Annotated in this window: 11 protein-coding genes; 6 read left to right on the forward strand and 5 right to left on the reverse strand. The window is 72.9% G+C overall.

Going from position 1 to position 13,998, the window contains the following annotated elements:
- Window positions 1-36: 36 nt before the first annotated feature.
- Together ACFYW9_RS28650 and ACFYW9_RS28655 are read right to left on the reverse strand one after the other, a co-directional pair.
- A complete protein-coding gene (locus ACFYW9_RS28650; protein WP_389156032.1) occupies window positions 37-651 on the reverse strand; it encodes a hypothetical protein in 615 nt (204 codons plus the stop codon).
- A gap of 206 nt (window positions 652-857) precedes the next feature.
- A complete protein-coding gene (locus tag ACFYW9_RS28655; RefSeq protein WP_389156035.1) occupies window positions 858-3,104 on the reverse strand; it encodes an N-6 DNA methylase in 2,247 nt (748 codons plus the stop codon).
- A gap of 200 nt (window positions 3,105-3,304) precedes the next feature.
- Between ACFYW9_RS28655 and ACFYW9_RS28660 the strand changes: the two genes are divergently transcribed.
- The 4 genes from ACFYW9_RS28660 (at window position 3,305) to ACFYW9_RS28675 (ending at window position 6,854) form a co-directional block, all read left to right on the forward strand.
- Complete coding sequence (locus tag ACFYW9_RS28660; RefSeq protein WP_389156038.1) at window positions 3,305-3,760, forward strand: hypothetical protein; 456 nt, start codon at window positions 3,305-3,307, stop codon at window positions 3,758-3,760.
- Window positions 3,761-3,886: 126 nt separating this feature from the next.
- Window positions 3,887-4,606 carry a hypothetical protein gene (locus tag ACFYW9_RS28665; protein WP_389156041.1) on the forward strand — a complete coding sequence of 240 codons (720 nt, stop codon included), beginning with the start codon at window positions 3,887-3,889 and terminating at the stop codon, window positions 4,604-4,606.
- A gap of 88 nt (window positions 4,607-4,694) precedes the next feature.
- Complete coding sequence (locus ACFYW9_RS28670) at window positions 4,695-5,057, forward strand: hypothetical protein (protein ID WP_389156044.1); 363 nt, start codon at window positions 4,695-4,697, stop codon at window positions 5,055-5,057.
- Window positions 5,058-5,513: 456 nt separating this feature from the next.
- Window positions 5,514-6,854, forward strand: a complete 1,341-nt coding sequence (locus ACFYW9_RS28675; RefSeq protein ID WP_389156047.1) for a hypothetical protein — start codon at window positions 5,514-5,516, stop codon at window positions 6,852-6,854.
- Between the two features lie 100 nt (window positions 6,855-6,954).
- Here the strand turns inward: ACFYW9_RS28675 and ACFYW9_RS28680 are convergent, their stop codons facing one another.
- Window positions 6,955-7,683, reverse strand: a complete 729-nt coding sequence (locus ACFYW9_RS28680; protein ID WP_351873385.1) for an HNH endonuclease family protein — start codon at window positions 7,681-7,683, stop codon at window positions 6,955-6,957.
- A 160-nt stretch (window positions 7,684-7,843) separates the two neighbouring features.
- On the opposite strand from ACFYW9_RS28680, the gene ACFYW9_RS28685 reads away from it, so the two are divergent.
- Entirely contained in the window at window positions 7,844-8,029 is a 186-nt protein-coding gene (locus ACFYW9_RS28685; protein ID WP_389156050.1) for an antitoxin, read from the forward strand.
- A 198-nt stretch (window positions 8,030-8,227) separates the two neighbouring features.
- On the opposite strand, the gene ACFYW9_RS28690 is transcribed toward ACFYW9_RS28685, so the two are convergent.
- A complete protein-coding gene (locus ACFYW9_RS28690) occupies window positions 8,228-9,172 on the reverse strand; it encodes a hypothetical protein (protein ID WP_389156053.1) in 945 nt (314 codons plus the stop codon).
- A gap of 106 nt (window positions 9,173-9,278) precedes the next feature.
- Between ACFYW9_RS28690 and ACFYW9_RS28695 the strand changes: the two genes are divergently transcribed.
- A complete protein-coding gene (locus ACFYW9_RS28695) occupies window positions 9,279-9,917 on the forward strand; it encodes a TetR/AcrR family transcriptional regulator (RefSeq protein ID WP_389156056.1) in 639 nt (212 codons plus the stop codon).
- A gap of 184 nt (window positions 9,918-10,101) precedes the next feature.
- Here the strand turns inward: ACFYW9_RS28695 and mfd are convergent, their stop codons facing one another.
- Window positions 10,102-13,653 (reverse strand): transcription-repair coupling factor, encoded by a 3,552-nt coding sequence (mfd, locus tag ACFYW9_RS28700; RefSeq protein WP_389156059.1) that lies wholly within the window; start codon window positions 13,651-13,653, stop codon window positions 10,102-10,104.
- Window positions 13,654-13,998: the final 345 nt, after the last annotated feature.

Consider the following 13,998-nt stretch of genomic DNA (forward strand, 5'->3'; position numbering starts at 1 on the left):
CGTAGCGACCGGCGACGACGCGTCCGGCCTCCGCGGTCACCGTCCGCCCTCGTGGTCGCCGTCGCGCCGGTCCCCGTGCCTGCGCAGATAGTCGCTGAGTTCGTCGAGCTCGGCGCGCACCTGGTCGATCCGCGCGGGCGTGGCCCGCTGCGGCGGGGGCTGGGGCATCGGCGTGTTCGGCGGGTACGCCTGCGGTACGGGAGGCTGCGCCTGCGGCTGCGACACATGGAAGCCCGGGTACGGCGGGGCGGACGGCGCGGGCTGCGGATGGCCGTACGGCCCGGGGGCGGTCGGCGGGTGGAGCGGCACGTAGCCGATGGGCCGCCGGCCCGCGTTGTGGAAGCGGATGTCGTTGGCCAGGTAGTACGCGACGCTGCCGGCGCCGAGGATCAGTGCCACGGCCAGCGCGACATCCCCCCTGCTGTCGCTCTCCGGCACCGTACCGACGACCATGAGCGCGCCGATGGACACCGGCAGCGACACCCAGGCCGCCGTCCAGTCGAACCACCGCCCCCGCTGGATCGCCACCCGGAACAGCGGAACACAGGCGAGCAGACCGCACGACAGGAGCCCGGCGGCGGCGAACAGCACGCGCAACGTGATGACGGTTCCCGCGCTGCGGGTGGGTGGCGCCCCGTCGTGGCCGTACATGACTGCTCCCGGGCCTGGGTTCGATTTCGGAGTTCGAGCGTATAGGCCGACACGGACGACCGGTCCCGGGTTGTACGGAACCGTTGTCGCGCCGGTCACCTCGCACGACGCCGCAGGTGACGTCGGGAGAGGCGGCCCCGCGGCGGCGGGACCCCGGGCGGAGCACGCGGGGCGCTCCGCCCGGGGCGCCCGGGGCACGCGGGGCCTCAGCCCGGGGGCACCGTCCCGTCCGTCAGCCCGTCGTACATGCCGCGTACGAGCTGGTCCCCCAGCCGGCCCGCGTGCCTGAGCGCCCGCTCGAACTCGTCGAGCGCGCGGAACCGGGCGCCGTAGCGCCGCTGTTCGTCCAGCGGGAGCCGGGGCAGTTGCAGCCGGCGCACGTCGAGGCGGGTGGCGGTGGACGCGTAACTGCTGGCCTGGCGGTTGTTGGCGGTGCCCCGCAGGAACCCGGCGAGGAACCACGGGTCGAGCGCCGCGGGATCGGGGTGCAGGAGCACGAGGTTGCGCCCCAGGACGGCGCCCGCCGTCGCGGAGTCGACCACCCGGACCACCGAGCCGCCGCCGAGCACCGGCACGACCACGTCGCCCGCCTCCGTCAGTACGGCTTCCTCGTCGCTCTCGGGCAGGGTCCCCGTGGGGCCGGTGCCGGCGAGGACGTCGTGGTCGGTGAGGACGGGCACCCGCGTGGGGCCGCCGTTCCCGCCCGTACGCATCACCAGGGCGCTCCCGCGGGCGAGTTCGCCGACGGTGGTGAGCGGCCAGCGGGCGGGCTGACCCGTCACGGCGGGCGAGGGGGTGAGACCGGTGGCCAGCCGCAGTGTCTCGTCGAGGCACTCGCGCACGGCCGCGAGCTGTTCGGCGCCGTCGGCCGCCGCCGGGGGCGGGAGGTGGCGGGCCGGGGCGAGGTCGACGTCGTCGTCGAGGAGTTCGATGACGGGCACGGAACGCGCCAGACCGGGCCGCTCCTGGAGGGTGCCGTCCCGGTCGTGGGCCCGCCAGGCGTCGAGCACGACGTCCCTGACGGCCCCCCAGTCGGGACCGCCACGCCCCTCACCGGTGAACTGTCCGGCGTCGGCGAGCAGCACCTCGGGCCGGCCGGGCGCGTTCTCGGGCCGGCGCAGCACCCACAGGTGCAGGGGAATGTTGTACGGGGCGGCCGCGCCGACCGGCAGCGCTACGACGGCCCGCAGCGCGCCGCGGCGCAGCAGGTCGGCGCGGATACGGCGGCCGGAACGGCGGGAGGCGGTGGCGGGCGGCATGAGCAGGACGGCGGTGCCGCCGTCCCGCAGCCGGGCCAGCGCGTGCTGCACCCAGGCCAGCTCGGACTCGGCACGGGCCGGGAAGCCGTACTCCCAGCGGGGGTCGTAGGCCAGTTCGTCATGACCCCAGTTGCGTTCGTTGAACGGGGGATGACACAGGACGGCGTCGGCGCGCAGCCGCGGAAACGCGTCGGCGCGCAGGGTGTCGCCGACGGCCGCGCGCACGGTGGCCCGGCCGTGCAGGGCGAGCCGGAGCGCGGTGAGCGCGGCGAGTTCGGGGGCGCTGTCCTGGGCGTGGAGCTCTTGACCGGGGCCGGTGTCGAGGGCGCGCAGCAGGGCGCCGGTGCCGCAGGCCGGGTCGAGGACGGTGCGGGCGGGTCCCGCGAGGTCGGCCATGAGGCGGGCGAGCTCGGCGGGGGTGGGCGTGTACTGGCGCGGGTTGGCGTCGAGGTGCCGCCCGAGCAGGAACTCGAAGGTCTGACGGGCGCCCAGCTCGGCGGCGAGCTCGGCCACGCCGCGGAGGAGGGGGACGGAGGGGAGCAGCTGGGGGCCGGTGGGGAGGTGCACGGCGGGGGTGGCAGGGGTGGCAGAGGCGGCGGGGGTGGCAAAGGCTGCTGGGGGTGCCGGGATCGCTGAGACCGGGGGGACGACGGGGGCGTGCGGGGCGGCCGGGGCGTGCGGGGCAGCTGATACCCCTGGATCAGGATCGGCTTCCGGAGTGTTCACGGTCGCCGGTCGGTTCACAGTCGACGGGGACACCTCGTCCGCTCCGGCGTGAACACCCCGTTCACCTCGCACCCGGCCGAACCGGGGGGTGACCGCCTGCTCCAGCGCGGTCGGCAACAGCGCTGCGAGGCGTTCGTCGGAGCCGACGGCCGCCTCCAGCCAGACCGTCGGCCGGTCATGGATGAGCAGCAGCGCGAGGCCGGCGTGGGTGAGCGCGACGGCCGGGCCCTCGGGGTGGCCGACGAGGTGCTGCCAGACGCGTTCCCGCAGGGGCACCTCGGCGAGTTTTCCCTGCTGACGCAGCCAGGCCTCGACCTCGGCGAGGGCGAACGACGGGCTGGTCTCCGTGCCGCCGACGGGCTTGGGGAAGTCGGCGTGCCGACGGCGCCAGTTGCTCACGGCCGCACGGCCGACGCCGGCCAGCCGTGCGATTCCGGCAGCGGTCACCTCGGTCGCGTTGTCCTGCACTCGCTCCGCTCCTCTCGTCCCGACTCGTCCCTGTGTGGCGTCGAGCATACCGACGCAGGCAAGATCTACCCGTTCACACCGTGAACGCAAGAGGTTGCGTGAACCGTGTTGACTCGATTCACAGGCTCTGGTCTTATTGACCCAGCGAACGAACGGCCGCCATCGAGGCGTCCGCCGCAGGGAGGGGAGCAGTCGTGGGCATGAAAAGCAGGGCCGCGCTGAGCGCCACTGTGGGCCTCGTCGTCATCGGTGTCGTCTCGGCGAACGCCGACGGCAACAGCCGCGGCCACGGCCGCGCGGCCGGCGGTCCCGACAGGGGCTCTTCGGTCTCCACGACCCCCCAGCCCGGTACCCGGCAGCACACCGGCTCGGCCGATGCGCCCGAGAAGGGAAAGGCCTCGTTCGCGGGGAACGGCGACTTCCGGGTCGGCCCGGACATCGAGCCCGGCACCTATCGCACCACCGGCAACACCGCCGGGTCCTGTCACTGGGAACGCGCCGGGGACGCCGGTCACGACCTGGACTCGCTCATCGCGGAAGGCGACGTCACCGGCACGGCCGTCGTCACGATCAGCGCCAAGGACACCCACTTCAAGACGTCCGGCTGCGGGGACTGGAAGAAGACCGGCCACCGCACGCCCCGCCCACCCGACTGACCGGCGGCCGTACGCCCCGCCCGTCTCCTTCCAGTCCCCGCTTCTTCCAGTCCCCGCCATCCGAAAGCCCCACCCGGGCACGGGCACTCGGCCCGGTCCGGCCTCACCTTCGAAGGACAGATCCCGATGCGTCATCCCTCCCGCGCGGCCAAGGCGCTGATCGCCGCCGCCCTGCTCCCGCTCGCCCTGACCGCCTGCTCCTCCGGGACCGACACCTCGGCCTCGTCCGCCACGGCGAAGAAGCCGTCCAAGGATCCCAACGCCGGTCTGCTGACGGGCGCGCAGCTCAAGAAGGCACTGGCACCCGCCTCCTTCTTCGCCGACGGTTTCGCGGTGGATCCGAGCGCCGCACGGGACTCCGGCACCACGTACACCGCGCCGAGCTCCTCGCCCGCCGCGAAGCCCGACTGCACGCTGCTCGGTGGCACCAGCTGGATAGCGATCACCGGCGACTCGGGGGTCTCCTTCGCCCAGAACGACTACGTCAACAAGAACACGTCCGAGGACATCGCCCAGGAGATCGACACCTTCCGCGGCACGACCGCGACGAAGGTGATGGCGAACCTGAAGAAGGCCGTCGCCGCCTGCGCGACCTACCCCGACGCGGACACGCACACCAAGGTGAAGGTCGTCGGGGCCGACACCGCCGGTCTCGGCGACGCCGCCTACACGATCACCCTGACCAACAGCGCCTGGGAGAACGGATCGACCCTGATCGCCGCGCAGTCCGGAACGGACGTCGTCACGGTGCTGTCCACGGACGGCCACGACAACGGCGCGGCCACGGCGAAGAAGCTGACCGCCCGGATCGTGACCTCCCTGAAGGGCGAACACGAGCACGCGTGACCCGGCGGATGGGAACATGGCGCCCCCGAGTGGTTTCTCGGGGGCCCGGGAATCCTCTCGGGGGTTCACGGGGTAGTTCGGGGGTGTGATGGACAAGCGCGTGGAAGCCGGCTGGTTCCAGCGGCTGGCGTGGTCGGTTCTGGCGGTCGGATCGTTCGGTCTGCTGGTGTGGGTGCCTTTCCTGTACGTGGCGATCCGCAGGGGGCGAGGATCCGACTGGGGCGCCTTCGCCTCGTTCGCGCTGTACGAGGTGGGGTCGCTGTCGCTGGCGAGCCTCCCGGCGGGCAAGGGCGAGACGGCCTTGGGCCTGATCGTCCTCGCCTCCCTGGCCATGGCCGTATGGCTGCTGGTGGGCCCGCTGTTCGACAGACTCACTCCGCGGAACGCCATGACCGGCGCGGGCCACGCCCCCTGGCCGGGCCAGGCGGCGGGCAACCCCTACCTGCGCTGACACCGGCAGCGCGTGGGGACCGAGGCCCCGGGCGGTTCACCACCGCCGGGCGCCGCGGACTCCGTCCCCCGCCGGGTGCCACGGACACCGTTCCGGTCGCGGACACCGTTCCGATCGCGGACTCCGTCCCCTCCCCCTGCCGGACGACCCGACGTCCAGCCCCGCCGGACCGCGAGGACCAGTCCCGCCGAGTCCCGCCGAGTCCCGCACCGGATCCTGACTGACGGCCGGACAGGCCGACGGTCCGCCGACGCACCCGAAAACGCGGTGCGCGCGGCCCGCTGACGTCGGCACGGTACGAAGCGGCCGGGCTCGGCTGAGGGTGCCGGACGTCGGCCGCCGCCCACCACACACAACATCCCCCTCGTCTACAACCTTCCGCCCCGGCACGGAGTCGAACTGGTGTCCGGCGATGATCACTTCGCCGGGGTCACCTCTGCCCTCCTGGGAGATGCAATGAGTTCTCTGTCCGTCGGACGTGTACTGCGTCGCGGGTTATGTGCCGGAGCCGTGGGGGCGTTGGTTCTCGCCGGACTCGGAAGCGGGGTCGCGTTCGCCGGCGGTGCGGCGCAGAGCGACGAGCTGGGGATCCAGGCGCCGCAGGACGCGACGGTCACCGTCGCTCCGGAGGGCGGTACGACGCAGTACCGGACGCTGGACCTCGGTCTGTTCCACTCCAACCGCGACAACACCGTGACCGACGGGCGGCTGACCGTCGACGTCTCCGGGCTCGGCGGGGTCGCCGAGGTGGCCTGGCCCGACAACTGCGCACCGGACGAGGCCGGCACCGTCGCCGTGTGCGACATCGGGGACGTGCGGGCCCCCTACCGCCCGGGGGTGCGGCTCAAGCTGCGGGCCGACGCCGAAGCCGCCTTGGGAGCGCAAGGCGCGATCGAATACTCCGCCGAGGCCACCGGCGGCCCCGACGGCACGCTCGTCGCCCCGAGCGGCTCCGCGAGGACGTCCGTCACCGTGGGGTCCGGCACCGACCTCGGCGTCAACGCCGCCCAGGACGTCACCGGCGTCGCGCCCGGCAGCGGCCTGACCGTGCCGTCCTCCGTCACCAACACCGGCAACGAGACCGCGCACGGCTTCAAGCTGGCGCTGTGGGTGACGTACGGCCTCGATGTCACCACCCGCTACCCGCAGTGCACCTACACCGGAATGAACAGCGGGTTCACGTACGTGGCCTGCTCCTTCGACACCGACGTCCCGCCCGGCGCCACCGTGGAACTGCCGGAGCCGTTGCGGCTCGCCGTCACCGGCCACGCGCTGCACGAGCGGATCGACTACGGCGTCCAGCCCGTCGACGAAGCCGTCGTCGACCTCGACAGCTCGGACAACAGCCGCACGTGGCACATCGACGCCGACAACACCGCCGACTTCGCCATGAAGGGCACCGAGGTGAGCGGCGCGGCCGGCGACACCGTCACCACCGCCTTCCGCTTCGTCAACAACGGTCCGGCCTGGGTCGGTGACGTCACCTCCGGTGAAAAGCTCGTCGCGATCGACTTCTATCTCCCGGAAGGCACCACCGCCACGTCCGTGCCCCGCACCTGCCGGACCACCAGGGCGCCGGGCGACGCCCCGGACGTCGTCCACTACGTCTGCACCCTGCCGACGTGGACCACGCCCGACCTGGACGTCAGCTTCCCGTTCGAGCTGCGCGTCGACCGGGTCGTCCCCGACGCGACGGGCCGCGTCGTCGCACGGCCCTACGCCGGCGGCGGGTCCCTCGCCTTCGACCCGGACCCCACGAACAACTCGGCCGAAGTAGTGGTCAACCCGTCCGTCTGACAGCCGCGAGGGGGCGGGCGACCGCTCGCCCCCTTCCGTCTCCGTGCCGCCGCGGGACCCGTCACGACCCCCGCCTCCGACGGGCCGACGCCCCCTCACATCACTTCGCGTGGAACCTCTTCGGCGCCTCGGTCGGGTTCCCGCCCGAGGGGAGCTTCTGGCCCGGGCATCCGCCCAGTACCTTCTTCATGGCCGCCTTCTCGGCGCCGGTGACCCAGAGCCCGTACTTCTTCTTGACCGCCACCTGCGCGGCGACATACGTGCAGCGGTACGCCTTGTTCGGCGGGAGCCAGGTCGCGGTGTCTCCGTCGCCCTTGCTGCGGTTGGCGCTCGCGCCGACGGCACGGAGGTTGAGCGGGTCGTTGGCCAGCGCTATCCGCTTGCTCGCGTCCCAGTACTTGGCGCCCTTCTGCCAGGCGTCCGAGAGCGCGACGAGGTGGTCGATGTCGACCAGGCTGCGGCCGCGGACGAAGGTGACGTCCTTGCCGCCGTACGGATCGGGTTCGAGGACCCCGCGGGACACCTTGCACGTGCCGTCGCTGAACTTCACGTCCTTCAGGTCCCGCTTGAGGATGTCGTCACGGGTGTCGCACCGATTCGCGTCGGTGTCGGCCCAGGCCGTGCCGAACCGCTCCCTGCTGTACCCGGTCTTGGGCGCGCGCCCCTTGACCGCCAGCGAGTCCACGGCGGCGAGCGCGGCCCCATGGGCGCCGCCCGCCGTCTCCTGCGGCTCCGCCGACCCCAGGGAATCCTTCTTGCAGCCGGCGGCTCCGGCACCGATGACGAGCACCACCAGTGCGGCAGCCGCCCCACCCCTCAGACGCAGCACGACGTCCCTCTCCTTCGCCTCCCCGGTCCGCCCCGATCGGACGTGATTCCCGTCTGCCCACGGTAATGGCCGCCATTCCCCGGCCATACCGGGCATCAATGGGTAAGAGGCGCACGCCGGGCGTATCGTCGGTCGTGAGTCACCCCGGAAGGAGCTCTGGATGGGCATCTTCGACAAGTTCAAGAGCAACCGGGCGGCACAGGACAAAGCATCGGACATGTCCGACGCCGCCGAGAAGCAGGTCAACAAGAGGACCGGCGACAAATACACGGACAAGGTCGACGACGCGCAGCAGAAGGCCGAAGGCGCGATGGGCATGGACCGCGACCGGCCCCCACAGTCATAGCCGGAGCGATTCGACAACCGGCCCCGCCAAGCCCCACCGCGGCACACCCGCCGGGTGGGGCCTGTGTCGTCGACCTTCCCGACGCGTCCACCGGCATCCACCCGCCGGGTGGACCCGGCGCCGTGAGCCGCCCTTCAGCCCCACCCCCGCCCTCCCCGCCGAGCGGGCCGACGGCACCCGGTGACCTCCGCCCGGGTGTCAGACCTTTCCGATCCCCAGGGTCGTCTCCGACGGCAGCAGTCCCGAGCCCAGCACCGCCACCCAGAACTCGCCGAGCAGATCGGCGAGGCGGCTGACGGCGTCCGGGCCGAGTGACCGCCAAGGGGCGGCGGCGAGGCGGTCGGTGTGGTCCTCGACCCGGCGGCGCAGCTCACGTCCGGCCTCCGTGGCGATGCCGTCCTCGTCGACCAGCCCCCGGGCGGCCAGGCGGTCCCTGGCCGCGACCCACTCCCGCGGGCTCCAGCCACGGCTCTCGAACCGCTCCACGGAGGCCGCGCCTATGGCCGCGAAGGACACCAGCGATTCGACGGGGTCCAGGCCCTCGACCAGCAGGGCGGCGAGGTGACCGTCACCGCGGTGCTCGCGCAGGATCGTCGCCGCGTGCCACAGCTGGAGATGCGGGGCCTCCGGCCAGGGCAACTCGGCGTTGGCCGCGGCGAGCTGACGGCCCGCGGCGTCGGCGGCCTCGGCGGCCCGGCGGGCCTGCGCGGCGGCCTCGGCCAGCTCGGGACTGTCGACGCGGTCGCCGAGTATCGCGCGGTAGGCCCGGTCGACGGCCCGCTCCCGCGCGGCGAGCACCCGCTCCGGACTCGCCACGCGCCAGGCGGAGTCGATGTGTTCGTCCACCATGCGCGGGCTGAAGCTGTAGAAGGCGGAGGCCACCCGCCGTCCGCCGACGGCCCCCAACGGCGCCGCGCGGTAGGGGAAGTAACTGGGCCAGCGCTCCTCGGTCCCGTACCCGAGCGCGGCCGCCTCCTCGAAGGCCTCCGGCGCGTAGTACAGCACGGCGTGCAGGGGCTCCAGCAGATGCCAGAGCCGGCGCACCTGCCCGAGGTCGACACCCGCGCCGTCCGTCGGCACGCCACCTTCGCCCGCGACGCCCGCCCCGACGGCCGCACTCGTCCCGCTCACGTTCCCGGACATGACTCCACCTCTCGTCACGCATCGACACGCTCCGCAACTTGACACTGCCAAGATTGCCCCGGCCGCCCGAACTTGTCAACGACTAGATTCGGCGTACGCTGCTGTCATGAATCCCGCGAAGACCAGCGGTCCGGCTTCCGAGAGGACCAGCGGTCCGGTCACCGAGCGGACCAGCGACTCAGCGCGCCCCTACCACCACGGGGACCTGCGCCGCGCCATCCTCGGCGCCGCCCTCGACGTCATCGCCGCCGAGGGACCCTCCGCGGTGAGCCTGCGCGACCTGGCCCGCCGCGCGGGCGTCTCGCACGCCGCCCCGGCGCACCATTTCAAGGACCGCGTCGGCCTGCTCACAGCCATCGCCGCGGAGGGCTTCGGGCTCCTGGCGGCCGCGCTCGACGACGCCGGGGACCTGCGCGACGCGGGCGTGCGCTACGTACGCTTCGCGCGGGAGCATCCCGCACACTTCCAGGTCATGTTCTCCCCGGAGCTGCTCCGGGAGGACGACCTGGAGCTCACGACGGCCCGGACGCTCGCCGGCGGGCGGCTGCGGGCCGCCGTGTCCGCGCTCCCCTCGGAGGGCCGCGGCCCCGACACCCGCCTCGCCGGCATCGCGGCCTGGTCCCTGGCCCACGGCTTCGCCACCCTCCTGATCAGCCACAACCTGGACGGCCAGGTGGGCGAGCAGGACGCCGAAGAGGTCTTCCACGCGCTGACGGGCATGCTGTTCCGCCCCGAGCGGCCCTGATCCGCGCAGGCCTGAGCCACACGGCCCTGAGCCGCGCGGCCTTGATCCGCGCACGCCTGCCCACTCCCCGGCCGCGGCGAGGAGCGGAGGAGCCTCCAGCCCTCTCCGGCCCCCTCCGGTCCTACGACCCCTACGACCCCTACGACCCCTACGACCCCTACGACCCCTACGACCCCTACGACCCCTACGACCCCAGGATCGAGGCCAGGAACTCCCCGGTCCAGCCGAGCAGTTCCCGTCCCACCAGCGGCCTTCCGCCGACCTTCGCGGTCTTCGGGCGCGGGACGAGGATCTGGTGGGCCGTCGGCTTGATGACGGTCCCCGGATACAGGCGCTTCAGACGCAGCTCCTGGGACTCCCTCAACTCCACCGGCGCGAAGCGGACGTTGTTGCCCTGGAGGACGATCTCGCCGACCCCGCAGGCACGCGCGAGCATCCGCAGGCCCGCCACCAGGAGCAGGTTCTCGACCGGCTCCGGGAGCTTGCCGTAGCGGTCGGCGAGTTCCTCGCGTACGGCCTTGACGTCCTCCTCCGTGTTCGCGGAGGCGATGGACCGGTACGCGGCGAGGCGCAGCCGCTCGCCGGGCGCGTACTCGTGCGGGACGTGCGCGTCGACCGGCAGCTCGATCTTGACCTCCAGCGGCGGCTCCTCCTCCGCTCCGCCCTCCAGGGAGGCGCGGTAGTCCGCGACCGCCTCGCCCACCATGCGCACGTACAGGTCGAAGCCGACGCCGGCGATGTGACCCGACTGCTCGCCGCCGAGCAGGTTGCCCGCGCCGCGGATCTCCAGGTCCTTCATCGCCACGTACATGCCCGCGCCCATCTCGGTGTGCTGGGCGATCGTCGCGAGCCGCTCGTGGGCCGTCTCCGTGAGGGGCTTCTCCGGCGGGTACAGGAAGTAGGCGTAGCCGCGTTCCCGGCCGCGGCCGACGCGGCCGCGCAGCTGGTGCAGCTGCGAGAGGCCGAAGTTGTCGCCGCGCTCCACGATCAGCGTGTTCGCGTTCGAGATGTCGATGCCCGACTCGACGATCGTCGTCGAGACCAGCACGTCGAACTTCTTCTCCCAGAAGTCGACGACCACCTGTTCCAGGGCCTGCTCCGACATCTGGCCGTGGGCGGTGGCGATCCGCGCCTCCGGGACGATCTCCCTGAGACGGGCGGCCGCCCGGTCGATGGACTCGACCCGGTTGTGGATGTAGAAGACCTGGCCCTCGCGCAGCAGTTCACGGCGGATCGCGGCGCCGATCTGCTTCTCCTCGTACGGGCCGACGAAGGTCAGCACCGGGTGCCGCTCCTCCGGCGGGGTGGTGATCGTGGACATCTCACGGATGCCGGTGACCGCCATTTCGAGCGTACGGGGAATGGGGGTGGCGGACATCGTCAGGACGTCGACGTTGGCACGGAGCTTCTTGAGCTGCTCCTTGTGCTCGACGCCGAAGCGCTGCTCCTCGTCGACGATGACCAGGCCGAGGTCCTTGAACTTCGTCTCCGAGGAGAACAGGCGGTGGGTGCCGATGACGAGGTCCACCGAGCCTTCGCGCAGCCCTTCCAGGACCGCCTTGGCCTCGGTGTCCGTCTGGAAGCGGGACAGCGCGCGGACGTTCACCGGGAACTGCGAGTAGCGCTCGGAGAACGTGCCGAAGTGCTGCTGCACCAGCAGGGTGGTGGGGACCAGGACCGCCACCTGCTTGCCGTCCTGCACCGCCTTGAACGCGGCGCGGACCGCGATCTCGGTCTTGCCGTAGCCGACGTCACCGCAGATCAGGCGGTCCATCGGGACCGTCTTCTCCATGTCCTCCTTGACCTCGGCGATCGTCGTGAGCTGGTCGGGGGTCTCCGCGTACGGGAAGGCGTCCTCCAGCTCGCGCTGCCAGGGCGTGTCGGCGCCGAAGGCGTGGCCCGGGGCCGCCATCCGCGCCGAGTACAGCTTGATCAGGTCCGCGGCGATCTCCTTGACCGCCTTCTTGGCGCGCGCCTTGGTCTTGGTCCAGTCGGCGCCGCCCAGGCGGTGCATCGTCGGGGCCTCGCCGCCGACGTACTTGGTGATCTGCTCCAGCTGGTCGGTGGGGATGTAGAGGCGGTCGCCCGGCTGGCCGCGCTTGGCGGGGGCGTACTCGACGACCAGGTACTCGCGGGTCGCGGTCTGGACGGTGCGCTGCACCATCTCGATGTAGCGGCCGACACCGTGCTGTTCGTGGACGATGTAGTCGCCGGTCTCCAGGGTCAGCGGGTCGATCGTCTTGCGGCGGCGGGCCGGCATCCGGGCGCCGTCCTTGCCCGCCGCCTTCTGGCCGGAGATGTCGGTCTCGGTCAGGACGGCGAGCCGCAGCGCCGGGTCGACGAAGCCGTAGTCGATGGAGCCGCACGCCACGTGCACGACGGAGGGGCCGAGCCCGGTGAGGTCGGTGTCCAGGCGGGCGGCGATGCCCTCGCCGCCCAGCACCTCGACGGTGCGGGCCGCCGGGCCGTGCGCCTCGGTGACGTAGACCGTGTGCCAGCCCTCGGCCAGCCAGCCCTTGGTGTCGGCGAGCGCGCGGGCGGTGTCGCCGCGGTAGGTCTCGGGGGCGTGCATGCCCAGTTTGAGGGTGTCCCCCACCCCGCCGGCGAAGGCGTCCGTGAGCTCCCCGTCGGCGGCGAACGGCGACACCGACCACCACATCATGTCCAGCTCGCGGGCCCGGTCCCGTACGTCCGCGATGGACCACAGGGAGGCCGCGCCGACGTCGATGGGCGCCTCGCCGCCCCCGGCCGTCGCCGCCCAGGACGCCTGGAGGAACTCCTGCGAGGTCGCGACCAGGTCAGAGGCCCGGGTCCGTACCCGCTCCGGATCGCACACGATCGTCAGCGCGCCCTCGGGCATGACGTCGAGGAGCAGTTCCATGTCGTCGACGAGGACCGGGGCGAGCGATTCCATGCCTTCGACGGCGATGCCCTCGGCGATCTTGCCGAGGAGTTCGCCCAGCTCCGGGTGGGCCTCGGCGAGGGCCTCGGCCCGCGCCCTGACGTCCTCCGTGAGCAGCAGTTCGCGGCAGGGCGGGGCCCACAGGCCGTGCTCGGCGACTTCGAGCGAGCGCTGGTCCGCGATCTTGAAGTAGCGGATCTCCTCGACCTCGTCGCCCCAGAACTCCACCCGCAGCGGGTGCTCCTCGGTGGGCGGGAAGACGTCCAGGATGCCGCCGCGGACGGCGAACTCGCCGCGCTTCTCCACGAGTTCGACGCGGGAGTACGCGGCCGCCGCGAGCGCCTCGACGGTCTCGCCCAGGTCGGCGCTCACGCCGGTGCGCAGGACGACGGGTTCCAGGTCGCCCAGACCCTTGACCTGCGGCTGGAGGACCGAGCGGATGGGGGCCACGACGACGGACACCGGGCCGGTCTCGGGGTCGTCGGGACGCGGGTGGGAAAGGCGCCGCAGGACGGCGAGGCGCCGGCCGACGGTGTCCGAGCGGGGCGAGAGCCGCTCGTGGGGCAGCGTCTCCCACGAGGGGTACTCCGCGACGCCGTCCGGCGGGAGCAGGGAGCGCAGGGCCGCGGCCAGGTCCTCGGCCTCGCGTCCCGTGGCCGTCACCGCCAGCACCGTGCGGCCGGTCTCGCGGGCGAGCGCGGCGACGGCGAACGGGCGTGCCGCCGGTGGGCCGACCAGGTCGACATGCATCCGGTTGCCGTCGGCGGCGGCCTTCACCGCCTCCGTGAGGGCGGCGTCCTTGACGACGGCGTCGAGCAGACCGTGCAGGCTCATGAAGGGCTTCCATCCCGGGGAGTGGGCAACGCGAGACGCCCGACACGTGGGACGGGCCGGGGGCCTCCAGCCTACGACTCCGCGCCCGCCCGCGCGTGACCGTCCGTGAAGGGCCCGCCCGCCGCGGGGCGACCGGCCCGGCGCCCGGCCCGCCCCGGACGCACGGCACCTCCCGACGCACCGCGGGGGGGGGGGGGGGGGGGGGGGGGGGGGGGGGGGGGGGGGCCCCGGGGGGGCCCCCCCCCCCCCCCCGCGGCCGACGGAATCGACTCAGCGAAGGGGGTCGATCACGACTCCGGGATTGAGGATCCCGGACGGGTCCAGCACGGCCTTGCCCGCCCGCAG

Origin of the sequence: Streptomyces sp. NPDC002698 (assembly GCF_042888945.1) — a bacterium.
Lineage (GTDB): Bacteria > Actinomycetota > Actinomycetes > Streptomycetales > Streptomycetaceae > Streptomyces.

Bases quoted from the DNA above. Each gene is read 5' to 3' on its own strand.
- ACFYW9_RS28685 (WP_389156050.1), top strand. From the start codon at position 7,844: ATGGGCATCTTCGACAAGTTCAAGAGCAACCGGGCGGCACAGGACAAA.
- mfd (WP_389156059.1), bottom strand. From the start codon at position 13,653: ATGAGCCTGCACGGTCTGCTCGACGCCGTCGTCAAGGACGCCGCCCTC.
- ACFYW9_RS28670 (WP_389156044.1), top strand. From the start codon at position 4,695: ATGGACAAGCGCGTGGAAGCCGGCTGGTTCCAGCGGCTGGCGTGGTCG.
- ACFYW9_RS28660 (WP_389156038.1), top strand. From the start codon at position 3,305: ATGAAAAGCAGGGCCGCGCTGAGCGCCACTGTGGGCCTCGTCGTCATC.
- ACFYW9_RS28695 (WP_389156056.1), top strand. From the start codon at position 9,279: ATGAATCCCGCGAAGACCAGCGGTCCGGCTTCCGAGAGGACCAGCGGT.
- ACFYW9_RS28690 (WP_389156053.1), bottom strand. From the start codon at position 9,172: ATGTCCGGGAACGTGAGCGGGACGAGTGCGGCCGTCGGGGCGGGCGTC.
- ACFYW9_RS28650 (WP_389156032.1), bottom strand. From the start codon at position 651: ATGTACGGCCACGACGGGGCGCCACCCACCCGCAGCGCGGGAACCGTC.
- ACFYW9_RS28675 (WP_389156047.1), top strand. From the start codon at position 5,514: ATGAGTTCTCTGTCCGTCGGACGTGTACTGCGTCGCGGGTTATGTGCC.
- ACFYW9_RS28665 (WP_389156041.1), top strand. From the start codon at position 3,887: ATGCGTCATCCCTCCCGCGCGGCCAAGGCGCTGATCGCCGCCGCCCTG.